The sequence below is a fragment of the Paenarthrobacter sp. 10L412 genome, assembly GCF_056395565.1.
In genome coordinates, this window is the sequence record NZ_JBFTJT010000005.1 from 124,252 (window position 1) to 137,729 (window position 13,478).

At 62.2% G+C, this 13,478-nt stretch carries 14 protein-coding genes and 1 pseudogene; 6 read left to right on the top strand and 9 right to left on the bottom strand.

Features of this window, described 5'->3' with window-relative positions; genetic code table 11:
* Positions 1-11 precede the first annotated feature (11 nt).
* The gene (gene yczE / locus AC1DD7_RS07220) at positions 12-650 is read right to left on the bottom strand and encodes a membrane protein YczE (protein ID WP_477514403.1); all 639 of its coding nucleotides are present in this window, start codon (positions 648-650) and stop codon (positions 12-14) included.
* 60 nt (positions 651-710) lie between these two features.
* Between yczE and yczR the strand changes: the two genes are divergently transcribed.
* Positions 711-2,165, top strand: coding sequence for a MocR-like transcription factor YczR (gene yczR / locus AC1DD7_RS07225; protein ID WP_477514404.1), 1,455 nt, complete (start codon positions 711-713; stop codon positions 2,163-2,165).
* Here the strand turns inward: yczR and AC1DD7_RS07230 are convergent.
* Positions 2,162-2,662, bottom strand: a complete 501-nt coding sequence (locus AC1DD7_RS07230) for a DUF4188 domain-containing protein (protein ID WP_477514405.1) — start codon at positions 2,660-2,662, stop codon at positions 2,162-2,164. The genes yczR and AC1DD7_RS07230 overlap by 4 nt on opposite strands.
* Before the next feature lie 87 nt (positions 2,663-2,749).
* On the opposite strand from AC1DD7_RS07230, the gene AC1DD7_RS07235 reads away from it, so the two are divergent.
* Positions 2,750-3,325: a TetR-like C-terminal domain-containing protein gene (locus tag AC1DD7_RS07235; protein ID WP_477514406.1), complete on the top strand. Its 576-nt coding sequence runs from the start codon at positions 2,750-2,752 to the stop codon at positions 3,323-3,325.
* A gap of 80 nt (positions 3,326-3,405) precedes the next feature.
* Here AC1DD7_RS07235 and AC1DD7_RS07240 read toward each other — a convergent pair whose 3' ends face one another.
* Entirely contained in the window at positions 3,406-4,098 is a 693-nt protein-coding gene (locus AC1DD7_RS07240) for an SRPBCC family protein (protein WP_477514407.1), read from the bottom strand.
* Entirely contained in the window at positions 4,091-4,726 is a 636-nt protein-coding gene (locus tag AC1DD7_RS07245) for an ArsR/SmtB family transcription factor (RefSeq protein WP_477514408.1), read from the bottom strand. Before AC1DD7_RS07245 ends, AC1DD7_RS07240 begins: the two co-directional genes overlap by 8 nt.
* A gap of 151 nt (positions 4,727-4,877) precedes the next feature.
* Between AC1DD7_RS07245 and AC1DD7_RS07250 the strand changes: the two genes are divergently transcribed.
* Positions 4,878-5,807, top strand: coding sequence for a pseudouridine synthase (locus AC1DD7_RS07250; RefSeq protein WP_477514531.1), 930 nt, complete (start codon positions 4,878-4,880; stop codon positions 5,805-5,807).
* Positions 5,808-5,883: 76 nt separating this feature from the next.
* Positions 5,884-6,543 carry a hypothetical protein gene (locus AC1DD7_RS07255; protein WP_477514409.1) on the top strand — a complete coding sequence of 220 codons (660 nt, stop codon included), beginning with the start codon at positions 5,884-5,886 and terminating at the stop codon, positions 6,541-6,543.
* A 14-nt stretch (positions 6,544-6,557) separates the two neighbouring features.
* Here the strand turns inward: AC1DD7_RS07255 and AC1DD7_RS07260 are convergent, their stop codons facing one another.
* Positions 6,558-7,052, bottom strand: a complete 495-nt coding sequence (locus AC1DD7_RS07260; RefSeq protein ID WP_477514410.1) for an Lrp/AsnC family transcriptional regulator — start codon at positions 7,050-7,052, stop codon at positions 6,558-6,560.
* Positions 7,053-7,225: 173 nt separating this feature from the next.
* Here AC1DD7_RS07260 and AC1DD7_RS07265 point away from each other — a divergent pair.
* Positions 7,226-8,428 (top strand): annotated as a pseudogene (locus AC1DD7_RS07265) (amino acid permease); the annotation flags it as partial.
* 86 nt (positions 8,429-8,514) lie between these two features.
* Here the strand turns inward: AC1DD7_RS07265 and AC1DD7_RS07270 are convergent.
* Positions 8,515-9,084: an O-acetyl-ADP-ribose deacetylase gene (locus tag AC1DD7_RS07270; protein ID WP_477514411.1), complete on the bottom strand. Its 570-nt coding sequence runs from the start codon at positions 9,082-9,084 to the stop codon at positions 8,515-8,517.
* Positions 9,085-9,137: 53 nt separating this feature from the next.
* On the opposite strand from AC1DD7_RS07270, the gene AC1DD7_RS07275 reads away from it, so the two are divergent.
* The gene (locus AC1DD7_RS07275) at positions 9,138-9,770 is read left to right on the top strand and encodes a DedA family protein (protein ID WP_477514412.1); all 633 of its coding nucleotides are present in this window, start codon (positions 9,138-9,140) and stop codon (positions 9,768-9,770) included.
* A 7-nt stretch (positions 9,771-9,777) separates the two neighbouring features.
* On the opposite strand, the gene AC1DD7_RS07280 is transcribed toward AC1DD7_RS07275, so the two are convergent.
* From AC1DD7_RS07280 to AC1DD7_RS07290, 3 genes are all read right to left on the bottom strand, one after another.
* Complete coding sequence (locus AC1DD7_RS07280; RefSeq protein WP_477514413.1) at positions 9,778-10,083, bottom strand: hypothetical protein; 306 nt, start codon at positions 10,081-10,083, stop codon at positions 9,778-9,780.
* 115 nt (positions 10,084-10,198) lie between these two features.
* Entirely contained in the window at positions 10,199-12,997 is a 2,799-nt protein-coding gene (gene ppc, locus AC1DD7_RS07285) for a phosphoenolpyruvate carboxylase (protein ID WP_477514414.1), read from the bottom strand.
* Between the two features lie 117 nt (positions 12,998-13,114).
* The gene (locus AC1DD7_RS07290) at positions 13,115-13,444 is read right to left on the bottom strand and encodes a hypothetical protein (RefSeq protein WP_477514415.1); all 330 of its coding nucleotides are present in this window, start codon (positions 13,442-13,444) and stop codon (positions 13,115-13,117) included.
* Positions 13,445-13,478 lie beyond the last annotated feature (34 nt).

The window sequence follows — 13,478 nt, forward strand, 5'->3', positions numbered from 1 at the left end:
TCTTACTGACCTCAGGCAGCCGGCGCGGCCTCCACGGCCTCCGTAGCTTCCGCCGGGGCCGGCTCCTTGGCAGGTTCCGGGACCATGAACTTCGGCAGGAGAACCTGCACGATCGGACCGATTGCCAAGGCGTAGACCACGGTGCCCACGCCAACGGATCCACCCAGCAAGAAGCCCACGGCCAGAACCACCACTTCAATTCCCGTCCGGACGAGGCGGACAGACCACCCTGTCCGGCGAACCAGTCCCGTCATCAGGCCGTCACGGGCTCCCGGGCCGAGGCGTGCTCCGATGTAGCAAGCGGACGCGATTCCATTGAGAATCACCGCACCGGACAGCATCGCAATTTGTCCGCCCAGGTGTGAGAACTCCGGGATCAGCCATAAGCCCAGATCAGCAAAGACTCCCACAAGGACGGCGTTTGCCAAGGTTCCGAATCCGGGCATTTGCCGCAGCGGGATCCAGAGGAGAAGGACGAGGAAACTGACCGCGATCACCACAACCCCAATGCTGAAGCCGGTCTTTTCCGAAACGCCCTGGTGGAAGACGTCCCAAGGGTCAAGGCCAAGACTTGCGCGGATGAACATGGCCAGCGAGATGCCGTACATCGCAAGGCCGATCAGGAGTTGTGTGATTCTTCGGGTCATCATGAAACCATGGTCCTCGAAAACTGGCCTTGTATTCCATAGCCAGTTTGCAATACTGGTCCTATGCCCGGCTCACTGAATCCCACCGCACTCGTCCGTCTCCTTGGCTCTTGGAGCAACGGCGCCCTGCCCGCCTACCGCGAGCTGGCCGACGTCGTGCGTTTGCTGGTGATGGATGGGCGCATTCCGCTGGACGTCGCATTACCCAGTGAGCGTGCGCTGGCGCAGACGCTCGGCCTGAGCCGCACCACTGTCACTGCGGCCTACGCGAGCCTTCGCGAGCAAGGTTTCCTCACCGCGGGCCAAGGCAGCCGCGGCCGGACAAGCATCCCCCACCGCGACGCACCGGTGAGCGTTCCGGGCCTTGCTGCGCCTGAGGGACTCCTGGACCTGGCCTACGCATCGCTTCCGGCCGCCGGCGAAGTTGTCCACCGGGCGTTCGCCGATGCCCTCACTGAATTGCCTGCACTGCTCCCCGGCTTCGGGTACGACGCCCTTGGAGTGCGGGCCCTGCGACAGGCAATCGCGGAGAAGTATGCCGCGGAAGGAGTGCCCACTACCGCGGATCAGGTCCTGGTGACGTCCGGCGCGCAGCACGCCCTCAACGTAATTCTCCATACCCTCGTGGGAAAGCAGGACAGGGTTCTGGTGGAACACCCCACATATCCAAATGCCCTGGACGCCATCCGGGCGGCTGGCTGCAAAGTGCTGCCTGTGGCGTTGCCGCCGCACACTTCCCCCGCCTGGGACGTTGATGCGATGGTGTCCGCAATGAACCAGCAGCGCCCCGCAATGGCCTACCTTGTCCCCGACTTCCACAACCCCACAGGGCGAATCATGTCCGATCTGCAGCGCCGTCGCTTAGCACGGGCCGCAGCAGCAGCCGGGACTGTGCTGGTGGTGGACGAGACCTTGCGCGGGTTGAACCTCGACGCCGTACGGACGTCACCGATGTCAGCCTTCAGTCCCAGCGTGGTTTCGATCGGCTCGCTCAGCAAATCGCATTGGGCCGGGCTCAGGACGGGCTGGATCAGGGCGGACGAAGCGATGATCACCCGGTTCGTGGCGACAAGGACCACCATGGACCTTGGTGGACCCGTGGTTGAGCAGCTGGCCGCCGCGCGACTGGTGAGGTCATTCGCGGAACCGCTGGATGCCCGACTGCACGAGCTGCGGAACAATCGGGAATCCCTGCTGACGTTGCTTGCTGAACACTTGCCGGAATGGGAAGTGGAACGGCCCCGCGGCGGGCTCACCATATGGTGCCGCTTGCCCACGGCCTGCAGCACTGCCCTTACTGTGCTGGCACCGGATTTCGGGCTTCGCTTGGCAGCCGGACCGCGATTCGGAGTGGGTGGCGCTTTCGAGCATTACCTGCGCGTCCCCTATACGTTGCCACCAGCGCAGCTCGAATTCGCCGTCGGCGCCTTACGAGCCGCCCAGGACAAGCTCGACGCTTCTCCCCAACTCCGCCGGACCCTGAAGGCCGGGCGACCACCCGCCGTCGCAGTCGCCTAAGACGCCTGGGAGCCGCGGGCGGCAGAACCCATGCGCTGTTTCGCCGTGTTGCTTCCAGGGCCTACGGGTACATGGGATGTGGCCTTCGCCAAGCCAAAAAGCGGCATCCCGTTGTACACCACTTCAATGCCCGACGCCGGTACCTGGTACGTCTCGTGCCACACCCCAATATCGCCCCTGCCGGAAATTTCCTTCATGAACTTCCGCCAGGGACCCAGATGCGGGGATTCACGGTCCGCGGCGAAGCGCCTCAGGTGCTCGGGACTCTCCCAATAGCTGAGCAGGATGGTGGTGCGCCCAAACCATTGCTCACTGCCGAGCAACCCGGCCTCCGGATTGGCGGCAAGATGCCTCATCATCGTGGGCATAGCCGAGGCTACCCTCGCGACCTTGCCCATCTTCCACCACCGGTTGGCCCGCATCCCGATGAGGAAGACGGTCATTGTTTCGCGCCCGATGTCCGCCGTAAAACGTCCGGGAAAGATCTCCTGTGCCATGTCGCTCCTTTGGTGGGGAACCGGGAATTCTCGATTTCCGGGTTTCATAACGTTGTTATGAAACAATGTTATGAAACACTTGGAGACATGGCAAGACCCATCGTTCATGATCAGCACGTTCAGCAACGGCTCCTGGAAGTAACTGCGGAGCTAGTGGACCGCGAAGGCCCCGCGCGTGTCACTCTCCGCGATGTTGCCGCAGCCGCAGACACCTCCACCTCGGCGATCTACTCGCTCTTCGGCGGCAAAGCGCAACTCTTGACGGCCGCCGTCGACGACGGCTTTCGATCCTTTGGGGAGTCTCAACAGGACGCAGCCAAAGACGGACTCCGCGGCCTGGGCCGGGCGTACCGCGCGTGGGCCTTGGAGCATCCGGCACTTTACCGGCTCATGTTCAACGGCGCGCTGGCCGCCTACGTGGATTGCAGCCCGACGCCGGAAGTCGCCTCAGCCTCGATGCTCCCCTTGGTGGAGGCGGTAGTCGCCGCCCAAGGTGCTGGGAGGATCCGTTCGGATGATCCCTCCGTCATCGCAATGGCCATTTGGGGGCAGGTGCATGGGCTCGTCAGCCTGGAGCTGGCGCGGATGAATGAACCCGAAACGGACTGGGCCGGGATCTATGAAGCCTCCCTCGAAGCAGTCGGCCGCGCCTGGGCCCCCTAAACGGAAATTGACTGGCAGAAGTGGTTGTTCTCAGCGGGCTGAAAACAACCACTAATGCCAGCCAGTTGGGCAAGTACTTCCTACGCGTACACCTTCTCCAGGAACGCACCCCACGCCTTCGCCGTCAGCTCGGAGTCCCCCGAGCCACCGAATTCATGCACGGTCATGCCCACCGGCGCACCAAAAGCGTTCCTGCCGAAGAAGCGGTACAGCGTATCGGCGGTGCGCAGGCCTAGGAAGTTCTCATTGGAGAAGTCCACCTCGCCACTCAGCCTGCCCACGCCGTCGACGTCCACGTCAAATCGCGCACCGGCTTCCGCTCCGTCCACGCCCAAAGCCCTTTTCAGCTGCACAAAACCGTCCGCAGTCTGCGACGAAGCGGGCGCCTGGATATCCGTGAAGACCACGGGCTGCCCATCGAAATACTGCAGGTACTGGCCCAGGGTGTGGAGGTAAAACTCCGTGTGCTTGCTGGCGCCGTCGTACTGTTCGTCCCAGTTGTCGGCGAAGATGCCGCTGTGGACGTAGTGGAGCTTGGCGCGGCCACCTTCCACAGGCTCCAGGACGTGCTCCAACTGGTTGAACCAACCGTTGGGACCCTCCATCCGGGACACAAGATGGCTGGGGTATTCCTCGACGGTTTTCACATCGGGCCACTGATCCGTGGGGAACATCCAGGCCGCCGTGTCCTTGGTGACCGCCTGCCACACCCGCTCGGGAGTAGCCGGCAGTTCGGTGTCCGCCACGATCTCGAATTTCCGGTTGTCAGTCATTGCCTTGTTCCTTTTCTGCTGTTTTTTCCGTTGACGGGGTCTTGAGTGTGGGATGAAGTACGACGACGAGCCGGTGCTTTCGTGCGCCGCCTGCCACGGCGGCAGCACCGCCGTCGTGGTACTTATCGACGAGCCGCGTGACCGCCACGCCGAGCTCCTCAGCGAAAGCGGCGCGTTCCGCGGCTGAGCGGAAAGTAATTTCTCCATCGATCGCGAAGCTCGCGAGCTTCTTCTTGGCGGCGGCCGCACCCGAAATGAGCTTCCCCATTTCCTGGACGGTGCGGGAGGCGAGCGCCAGGAGCCAGAAAGCGGAGAACCTGTCGGCGAAACGCTGCGGATCAGGGGCCACCGAAGCCAACGCGACGGGCGAGATCAGGTACGAGGCCGCCGTCGCCTGGAGAACGCGCTCGGTGACGTTGCCTTTCCGGCGTTCTTCCACAAGCTCCACCAGGCCATGCCGCTCGAGGGCTTTGAGGTGGTAGTTGACCTTCTGCCGCGGCAGCCCCACCTTGGCGGCCAGTTGAGTGGCCGACGCCGGCTCGGCGAGCTCCTGAAGTATGCGCGTGCGGATCGGATCCAACGAGGCCTCTGCCGCCGCTGCGTCCTCGATCACTTCGATATCCAACATGCTTCAAGTATGCCAACCGACAATTTTTATTGTCAAGAACTTTTTTATCGTCGGGTTGAACGTGCGTTGCGGGACCCGGTTTGCGTGCTCCTCCCGGCCCAGGGCGCGCAGAGCAGGCCCCCAACGCGAGCCACAGTAGAATTGTCCGGTGATGCAATCCCCCCTTCCCGTGCGCGACGGCGTTAACGCGACCCGCCTGCGCCTCCCGGACGAGGGGCCGTGGGACACTGCGATGGACTACATGATGCATCGCTGGGGACACATCGATCCCCAGGGCATCGAAGACCGCTTCGACGCCGGCGAAATCGTGGGCGAAGGCGGCGTGCGCCTGAACAGGAGCACCAAACTCGAGGACCACACCTTCATTTGGTACTACCGGACACTCCCTCCGGAGACCCGCCTGCCCGTGGAAATCAACATCCTGCATCAGGACGAACACATCCTCGTGGTGGACAAGCCGCATTTCCTGCCCACAACACCCGGCGGCACGTACATCCAAGAGTCCGCCTTGGTCCGCCTGCGGAACCTGCTGAATCTGCCGGACCTCATCCCCATGCACCGCCTGGACCGCATGACCGCCGGCATTTTGCTGCTGTCGACCAACCCAGAGACCCGCGGCCGGTACCAGGTTCTCTTCGAGAAGCGCCAGGTCCAGAAGGAATACGAGTGTGTGTCCGCCGCGTCGCCCGCTGATGGCCATCCCGGCGTCGAATTCCCCGTGGTGGTCCGCAACCGCATGACCAAGTCCCGCAGCTATCTGCTCGCTGAAGTTATTGATGGCGAACCGAATGCGGAAACGCGCATCGAAAGAGTCAGGACGTTCGACGCCGGGACTCACCAGCGCGGGCTGTACCGACTGGAGCCGCACACCGGAAAGACACACCAGCTCCGGGTCCACATGGCATCGCTGGGTCTGGGCATCGTCAACGACGCCTTCTATCCGGACCTCCTGGACAAGGCCCCGGACGACTACAGCAAGCCGCTTCAATTGTTGGCCCGCGGCATCACCTTCGTGGATCCCATCACCAAGGAGCGCGTGGAATACCGTAGCCAACTGGAGCTCAGCGAAGCCCACGGCTGACCCTTTCGCGGAGCCCGTTCCTTCCGCTACAGCACAGGACTACCATGGGTTTGCTGGTCAGAATCCGGGAGTTCCGATGAAGCAATTCACTGAGATGCCGGGCGACAGGACCGCTTCGGCCTTCGCCTACTCTGCTGCGGCAGTGGGCGTTGCGGGCGTTCTGACGCTCGGGGCCATGTACGCCGTGGAAGTCCCCAAAGGCGGCCCGTTTGTTTTCGGTGCCATCAACGACGCCACAGGCGCCGTGTTCAACGTGCTCGTCATCCCTGTGATCCTCCAAGTCCATAAACGCCTTCCCCAGGCACCATGGACCGAGCCGCTGAAATGGGTAACGGTGGCCGCCTGCGCGGCCGGAGCCACAAGTTCCGCGCTGCTGGTCCTCAAGGTCCTGAGCTTCGAGCCATCGACAGCAATTTCCGTGGCCGCCATTGTGTTCCAAGGCGTCTGGTTCCTGGTGGCGCACAACAAGCTTCTCCACGTTGAGGGCTATCCGAAGGGGCTCGCGAAGCTTGGCCGATTCATCGGCGGAGCACTTCTGATCGGGCTTCCCGTTGCCGGCCTCGGCTTCCTCATTCCCGGGCCCGAGTGGCTCCGCTGGGCAGTGATGGGAGTGGGTTTCGTCGCCGGGGCGTCATCGTGGGTAGCCTGGCCATACTGGTACTTCAAAGCGGGCAGGTTCCTTGGCCACAGGCGTGAGGTTGAGGCGCCACAGGGTGCCACTCCGGAACCAGCCTGACGCCGGGCGGCACGTTAGTCCCCCGGCGTCAGGTGGTCGAATACCAGGTTCGTCTGGGTGTGCGCGATGGCAGGATCCGACGCCAAGTGAACAGCTATAAAGTCACGTAATTCTTTGGGCGTCCCGCAGGCGACGTGCATGAGGAAGTCCTGATCGCCGGCCAGCAGGAACACGCTCTGAACGTTGGGCAATGCACGCAAGCGTTGACCAATAGCCAGCATCTTGTTCCGCGCTTGGGAGTTCACCCGCACCGAGATCAACGCGTAGACGAGGAGCCCCAACGCTTCAAGGTCCACTGACGCGTGGAAGCCCCGGATGATCCGGGCATCCCTCAGCGCCCGGACGCGGCCCAGGCACGTGGAGGGTGCAATTCCCGCTTTGGAAGCCAGCACATTGTTGGGAATCCGGGCATCAGCCATCAGCTCCCTGAGGATCAGACGGTCCGTTTCGTCCAGTCGAACGCGATTCGAAAGTGCTTGCTGAGATCGAGTGCTGGGTGAATCTGACACTAAGCATCCTCTGTTCTTTTTGTGATTCTTCAGAATCCTTCGCGGCACTTTGTGGTGGATTCTATCCTGAAGCGATTTGCAGAATCGACGAGGAGGTCGTGATGGACAGTTTCGGTAAGATCCAACAGCGGGAGGGCGGGCTCAAAAGGCAGCTCACGTCCCGGCAAATGACTATGATCGCTTTGGGCGGAGCGATCGGCACGGGGCTGTTCCTGGGAAGCAAGTTTGCCATCGGGCTGGCTGGCCCCAGCGTGATCATCAGCTACGCAGTGGGCGGCTTCATCGCCCTGCTGCTCATGGGGACCTTGTCCGAGATGACAGTTGCCCATCCCACCTCGGGCTCGTTCGGCGCCTTCGCCGAGCACTACGTCAGCCCCTTGGCAGGCTTCCTGGTCAAGTACATGTACTGGTCCTGCATCGTGTTGGCCGTGGGAACTGAGGTGACGGCCGTTGGTGAGTACATGAAACTCTGGTTCCCGGACGTGCCATCCCTCCTGTGGGTTATCTTCTTCTCGGCTGTACTCATCGGTGTCAACACCATGAACGTCAAGGTGTTCGGTACGCTTGAATACTGGTTCTCCAGCGTCAAAGTCTTCGCCATTATGGCGTTCATCGTTCTTGGGGCGTATATCGTTTTCGGCGCCCACACCGAGAGCACAGGTTTCCAGAACTACACAGCTGATGGCGGTTTCTTCCCCAACGGGCTGTCCGGAACGTGGTTCGCAGTGATCGTGTCGATCTTCAGCTACCTCAGCATCGAAATGATTGCCATCGCAGCCGGTGAAGCCAAAGACCCCACCACAGCAGTGAAGAAGGCTTTCCGCACCACCATCGCCCGGCTGCTCTTGTTCTATATCGTCACCCTGGCCCTTATTTTGGCTATCGCACCCGTCAGCCAAATCCTTGCCGGTGGCAGCCCCTTCGTCACAGTGATGCAGAACCTCGGTATCCCCTTCGCAGACAGTCTCCTCACGTTCGTGGTGATCGTCGCGGCGCTCTCGGCCATGAACAGCCAGCTCTACATCTCCGCTCGCATGATCTTCAGCCTTTCCCGCAGTGGCGACGCGCCGTCCATGTTCGGCAAACTTCGCTCCAACGGGGCCCCGGTGAATGCCCTGATCCTGTCCACCACCGGCATCGCGATCGCCACCGTTGTCTACGCGATGTTCCCCGAGACTGCCTTCACCTTCATGATGGCCATCTCCATGTTCGGCGCCATGTTCACCTGGTTCATGATCTTCGTGACGCACTGGTTCTTCCGCCGCAGCATGAAACGCTCGGGCAAAGAACTCACATTCAAGACCAGATTCTTTCCCGCGAGCACGATCCTTGGAGCAGTACTCATGCTGGCCATTGCCGTCAGCACCCTCGGCACCGAAGCATTCAACATGACGCTGATCTTCGGCCTGCCATCTCTTGCCCTCGTGGCGCTCCTCTACTTCGTGGTGCAGCGACGCAAGCGTCAGTCGTCCGGCCCCGATTCAAGCCCCAGCGACGATTCAAACACAGACCGGAAGACCGCCGTCGTATCCTCCGAAAACAGGACGAACTCCACCAACTCAAGTCCGCTGGCGGTCGCGGCACCATCTGAAGACTCAGATGAGAACGAGCCCACGGCGTCGAACGCTACTTCCGCGACCTCCCGGGCGTCCCAACCATAGATTCCGGCGCTGATCGCGGGAAAAGCGACGGACCGTGCACCCACCTCCACAGCCGCATTCAGGCTTTCCCGGAAGCAAGAGGCGAGCAGTGCGGGATCGGTTTGGCCGGCGTGCCGGTTGGGACCCACCGTATGAATCACCCAGCGCGCCGGGAGCCTGAATCCGGGGGTCACGACGGCGGCCCCAACAGGCAGCCCATCCGGCAGTTTGGTGCGGCGAACCTCCCGGCAGGCCTGAAGCAGTTCGGGGCCGGCGGCCCGATGTATCGCGCCGTCCACTCCCCCTCCACCGAGCAGTGAAGAGTTGGCGGCGTTGACGATCGCATCGACGTCGCGCGTGGTGATGTCCCCGTGCATGATTTCGATCTGCATTGCGCCAGTCTCCCGCCGAGCGGCCGGAGCGGCAAGTGCGGTACCTTGTGCCAATGGACTTCATCGCCCCCGAGACGTGGGGATCCGCAATTTATTTGTGGATCGTTCCCATGGTGCTGGGCGATGCCATCTTCCCACCAATCCCGTCCGAAATGGTGGTGATCACCGGCGGAGCACTGGCCGCCGATGGCCACGCCAATTTCTGGCTCATCCTGCTGCTCGCAGCCTTCGCGTCCTGGCTCGGGGACATGGCAGTCTACTTACTGTTTAAGCGGCGGGTGAGCCATGTACTGGATCGCTGGGCATGGGGCAGGAAAGTCCACCGTGGAATCCACGAGGCCATCGCCAAGGCAGGCCGATCCTCCACTTATGGGGCTATCATCGGCGCGCGGTTCGTCCCAGGCGGCAGGCTCGCAACCTCGTCCGCAGCTGGAATCGCCAACGTCTCCGTCCGCGGTTTCAGCCTCTGCGCCGGATTGGGCGCCGTTCTGTGGGCCGTGTGGCAAGTCGGACTGGGCTACTTCACGGGCTCCGCAACCAAACTGCCGTTCTGGGCCAGCTCACTGATTGGCGTGGGCGTCGGCTTGGTCATCGGTGTGGTGGTCGGATTGATCGTCACACGGCGGCGCGGGAGCCGCTCCCCGGTGGATGAAACCTTCGACGGCGACGTGCCCCAGCCGGAGTAACGTAAGCCTAGATCGGCGACCAGCGTCCGCGGCTGCGGCGCAACACGTAGAGGCTCCCGGTCAGCGCAACGCGTTCGACGGCGTCGCGCATCATGGCGGCCGACGTCCGGGCTTCGTCGTTCTCACCGGAGTAGTCGCGGTCGTTCACCGTGAAGCGCAGGCTGAGCTGCGGGACGCCTCCGACGATATCGAGCTGGTTCGATTCGACATGATGGCGGGTTTCCAAAGCTTCTATCGCGGCCGCCATGACTGATTCGGGAGGGTTGCCAGGCTTGAGGCCAGTGATCTTCAACTTGGTCTGGAACGACGGCATCCAACAACCCTAACGCTCAGCGCAGGAGCTTTAAGCCGGAAAGCTCCCGCACCCCAATGACAGTTCGTGGGGTGAGAGAGCGTTCCGGGAAAACCGGCGGGATGTGAGAGAGCGCTTAGCCTGTGTTGCGCAGGCCGGCGGCCACACCGTTGACGGTGATCAGCATGGCGCGCTGAAGCCGCTCATCGATCTCAGCACCGGACACCGATTCCTCACGCACACGGCGTAGAAGTTCCACCTGCAGGTAACTGATCGGGTCCAGATACTGATCACGGATTTCCAGCGACCGCTTCAGGGTGGGCTGGGCGTCAAGGAGTTCAAGCTCCCCGGTCAGCCGCTCGATTTCAGCAACCGTGAGCTCGTACTCGTCCCGGATCATGTGGAACAAGCGGTGCAGTTCCTCAGGAACCAAGGACGAAACGTAGTGTCCCGCGATCTCCATGTCGGTCTTGGCCAGCGTCATTTCGACGTTGGAAATCACCGAACGGAAGAAGTGCCAGCGGTCCATCATTTCCATGAGTTGGTCAGCGTCACCGGCTTCCCGTGCCGCCTTCAGGCCGGAGCCCACACCAAACCAGCCGGGAACGATCTGGCGGGACTGCGTCCAACCGAACACCCACGGGATGGCGCGAAGGCCGCCCAAGCCAGCCCCGGAATCGGGACGCTTGGAGGGACGTGATCCGATGTTCAAGGAACCCAGCTGCTCCACGGGCGTGGACGCCAGGAAGTAGGCCGGAAGATCGGCGTCGTCGATCAATGCCCGGTAGCGTGCAAAGGCAGCATCGGAAATGGTTTCCATGACGTTCGCGTAGCGCTCGCGCTCGTCTTCGGAGGTACGCGGAGTCCGGTGCAAGGCAGAACCCTGCATGACGGCTGCCAAGGACAGCTCAAGGTTCTCGCGGGCAAGCTCGGGAAGTGAGTACTTGTCCGAGATGACCTCGCCCTGCTCGGTGAACTTAATTTCGCCCTCGAGGACACCATTGGGCTGAGCCATGATGGCGTCGTACGTCGGACCACCACCACGGCCCACGGAACCACCACGGCCATGGAACAAGCGGACCCTCACTCCGTGCTTGGCAGCCACATCGCGCAGCTTCCGCTGGGTCTTGTGGATCTCCCACTGGCTGGTCATGACACCGGATTCCTTGTTGGAATCGGAGTACCCCAGCATGATTTCCTGGACGTCGCCACGGAGACGGACCAGTTCACGGTAGGACGGATCAGAGAGCAACTGATCCACAATCTCAGCGGATGCGCGGAGCTCCTCGACTGTTTCCAGCAGCGGAGCAAAGCCGATCTTGGCGTGTGGCTTGGCACCGAAGAGGTCAATCAAACCAGCCTCACGTGCCAGCACAGCGGCGGCCAGGACGTCATCGGCGCCCCTGGTCATGGAAATGATGTATGTTTCCACAACGTCCGGACCGTAAGTGTGCAGGGCCTGGCGGATGCTCCGGAAGACGTCGTAGGTGCTGTCCGCGGTGCCTTCGAGCTTGATCGGGTGGCCGGAGAGCGGGCGACGTGAGGCCAGCTCGGCACCAAGGAATTCGAAACGTTCCTCGCGGGTCAAGGAGGCGTACGACTTCTCGGTACCAAGACGGTCCACGAGCTGTCCGACGGCATCGTGGTGGTAATCGGCATGTTCACGGATGTCCAGGGTTGCCAAGTGAAGGCCGAAGGCTGCGATCGCACGGCGGACACGGGCCAAGGCGCCGTCGGCAACAAGGCCAGCGGCGTGGTTCCGGAGCGACGTTTCGAGCAGGCCGAACTCGGCCAACAGCTCACTTGTGGTGGCGTAGTCCCGGCCGGGCTCATGATAGGTCGAGGCGGAAACGCGGCGGCCCGTATTGATGAGCTTGGCTTTGATACACGTGAGCTTGAGTCGGTAAGGCTCTTGGGCATTGAGCTCCAGGATGCGCTTGTCCAGACCGGGCAAGTTCTTGAGGTCCACGTCGATCGAATCCAGCAGCTCCTGGTCAGCCCCGAACAAAGCCGTGGAGTTGGACAGGACCGAGATCAGCTCGTCGATCAACGCGATACTGATCCGAACCGCGTTCTGGTTCTGCAACTGCAGAATTTCGCGCGTAACTGCCGCGGTGACGTTGGGGTTTCCATCGCGGTCGCCACCGATCCAGGAACCGAAGCGCAGCGGCGCGCTGGCAGCGGGCAGGACCACGCCGTGCTCGGCAAGCAGTTCGGAAAGGTCAGTCAACATCTCCGGCATGGCGTCCGTGAGGATGCTGTTCAGGTAGTAGATCGCGTTGCGCGCTTCATCCACGGGCGTTGGCCGAACCTGGCGAAGCTCATCGGTCTGCCACATTTGGTCGATGATTTCCGAGAGCTGGCGATCCTGCCGGCGTCGGGCAGACGTTCCCTCTTCGGTGGGCTGGGCCAATACGTCGGAGAGTTTGCGGACCTTGTCCAGCACTGAGCGTCGCGAGGCCTCTGTGGGGTGCGCCGTGAAGATGGGCCGAACATCAAGCTCGTTCACCACGTCCTGAAGGACCTGCGGCCCAGCCTGGCCGGCAATTTCCGTGACGGCCTTTGCAAGCCAACCGTCCTTCTCCTGCCGGGTCCGAAGCCCGCGGACGCGGTGGACCTGCTCGGCCGCATTGCTGAGGTGGAAATAGAACGCGAAGGCACGAACCAGATCCGTCGCCTGGTCCAGCGGCAGGGAGGCGAGCAACTCGCGCACCTGGGCAACGACGTCGTGCGCGCTCCATGGACCGGTCGCGTCGGCTCCGCCCCGTGCGGCTTCTTTGGATTCCTTGGTCAGCAGGCGGACCTGCTCCACGAGCTGCAGCAATTCCGGGCCGTGTTGTCGCACCAGGGACTCACCCAACAGGGTGGAAACGCGGCGCACATCGGCCCGCAGTTCTGCGGCGAGATCGGTGTCTTGATGGGCAGTGTGAACCATAGATACTTACCTTCGGGATCTGGTTTGGCTCGTACACTGCGCTGGATACTGTGAGCCGGGTTACTAATGTTTCCTACGGGATCTTACCCGCACAGGACTCTACTGCGGGAATACGTCTCAGATTTTGGCGTCACCGGATTGCTGCTTAGAGGCTTTGCTCGTCGACGGCGGCAGGACCACCTTTCCGGCGAACAGCCCGGCCTCTGCGGTGCCAGGACCGGCTACCAATTTCTCGTGCCTTCGCTGCCGCATTTCCTCGAGGGCTGCCGCGGCCTCCATTTTGGTCGGCGCACCTGTGGCAGGCTCGATCATGGAGAGGACACTCCCGAGCGTGCCCGTTGCCCCCTTCGCGGAAACACCCTTCTGCACCAGCCGCGTGCCAGCCCAAACCGACCCCACAATCAGTGCAAGGCTTACTACTGCCGCCATCACGGATTCCATGCCCATGCGCTCAGGGTACGCCTTGGGATGGGCACCGGAC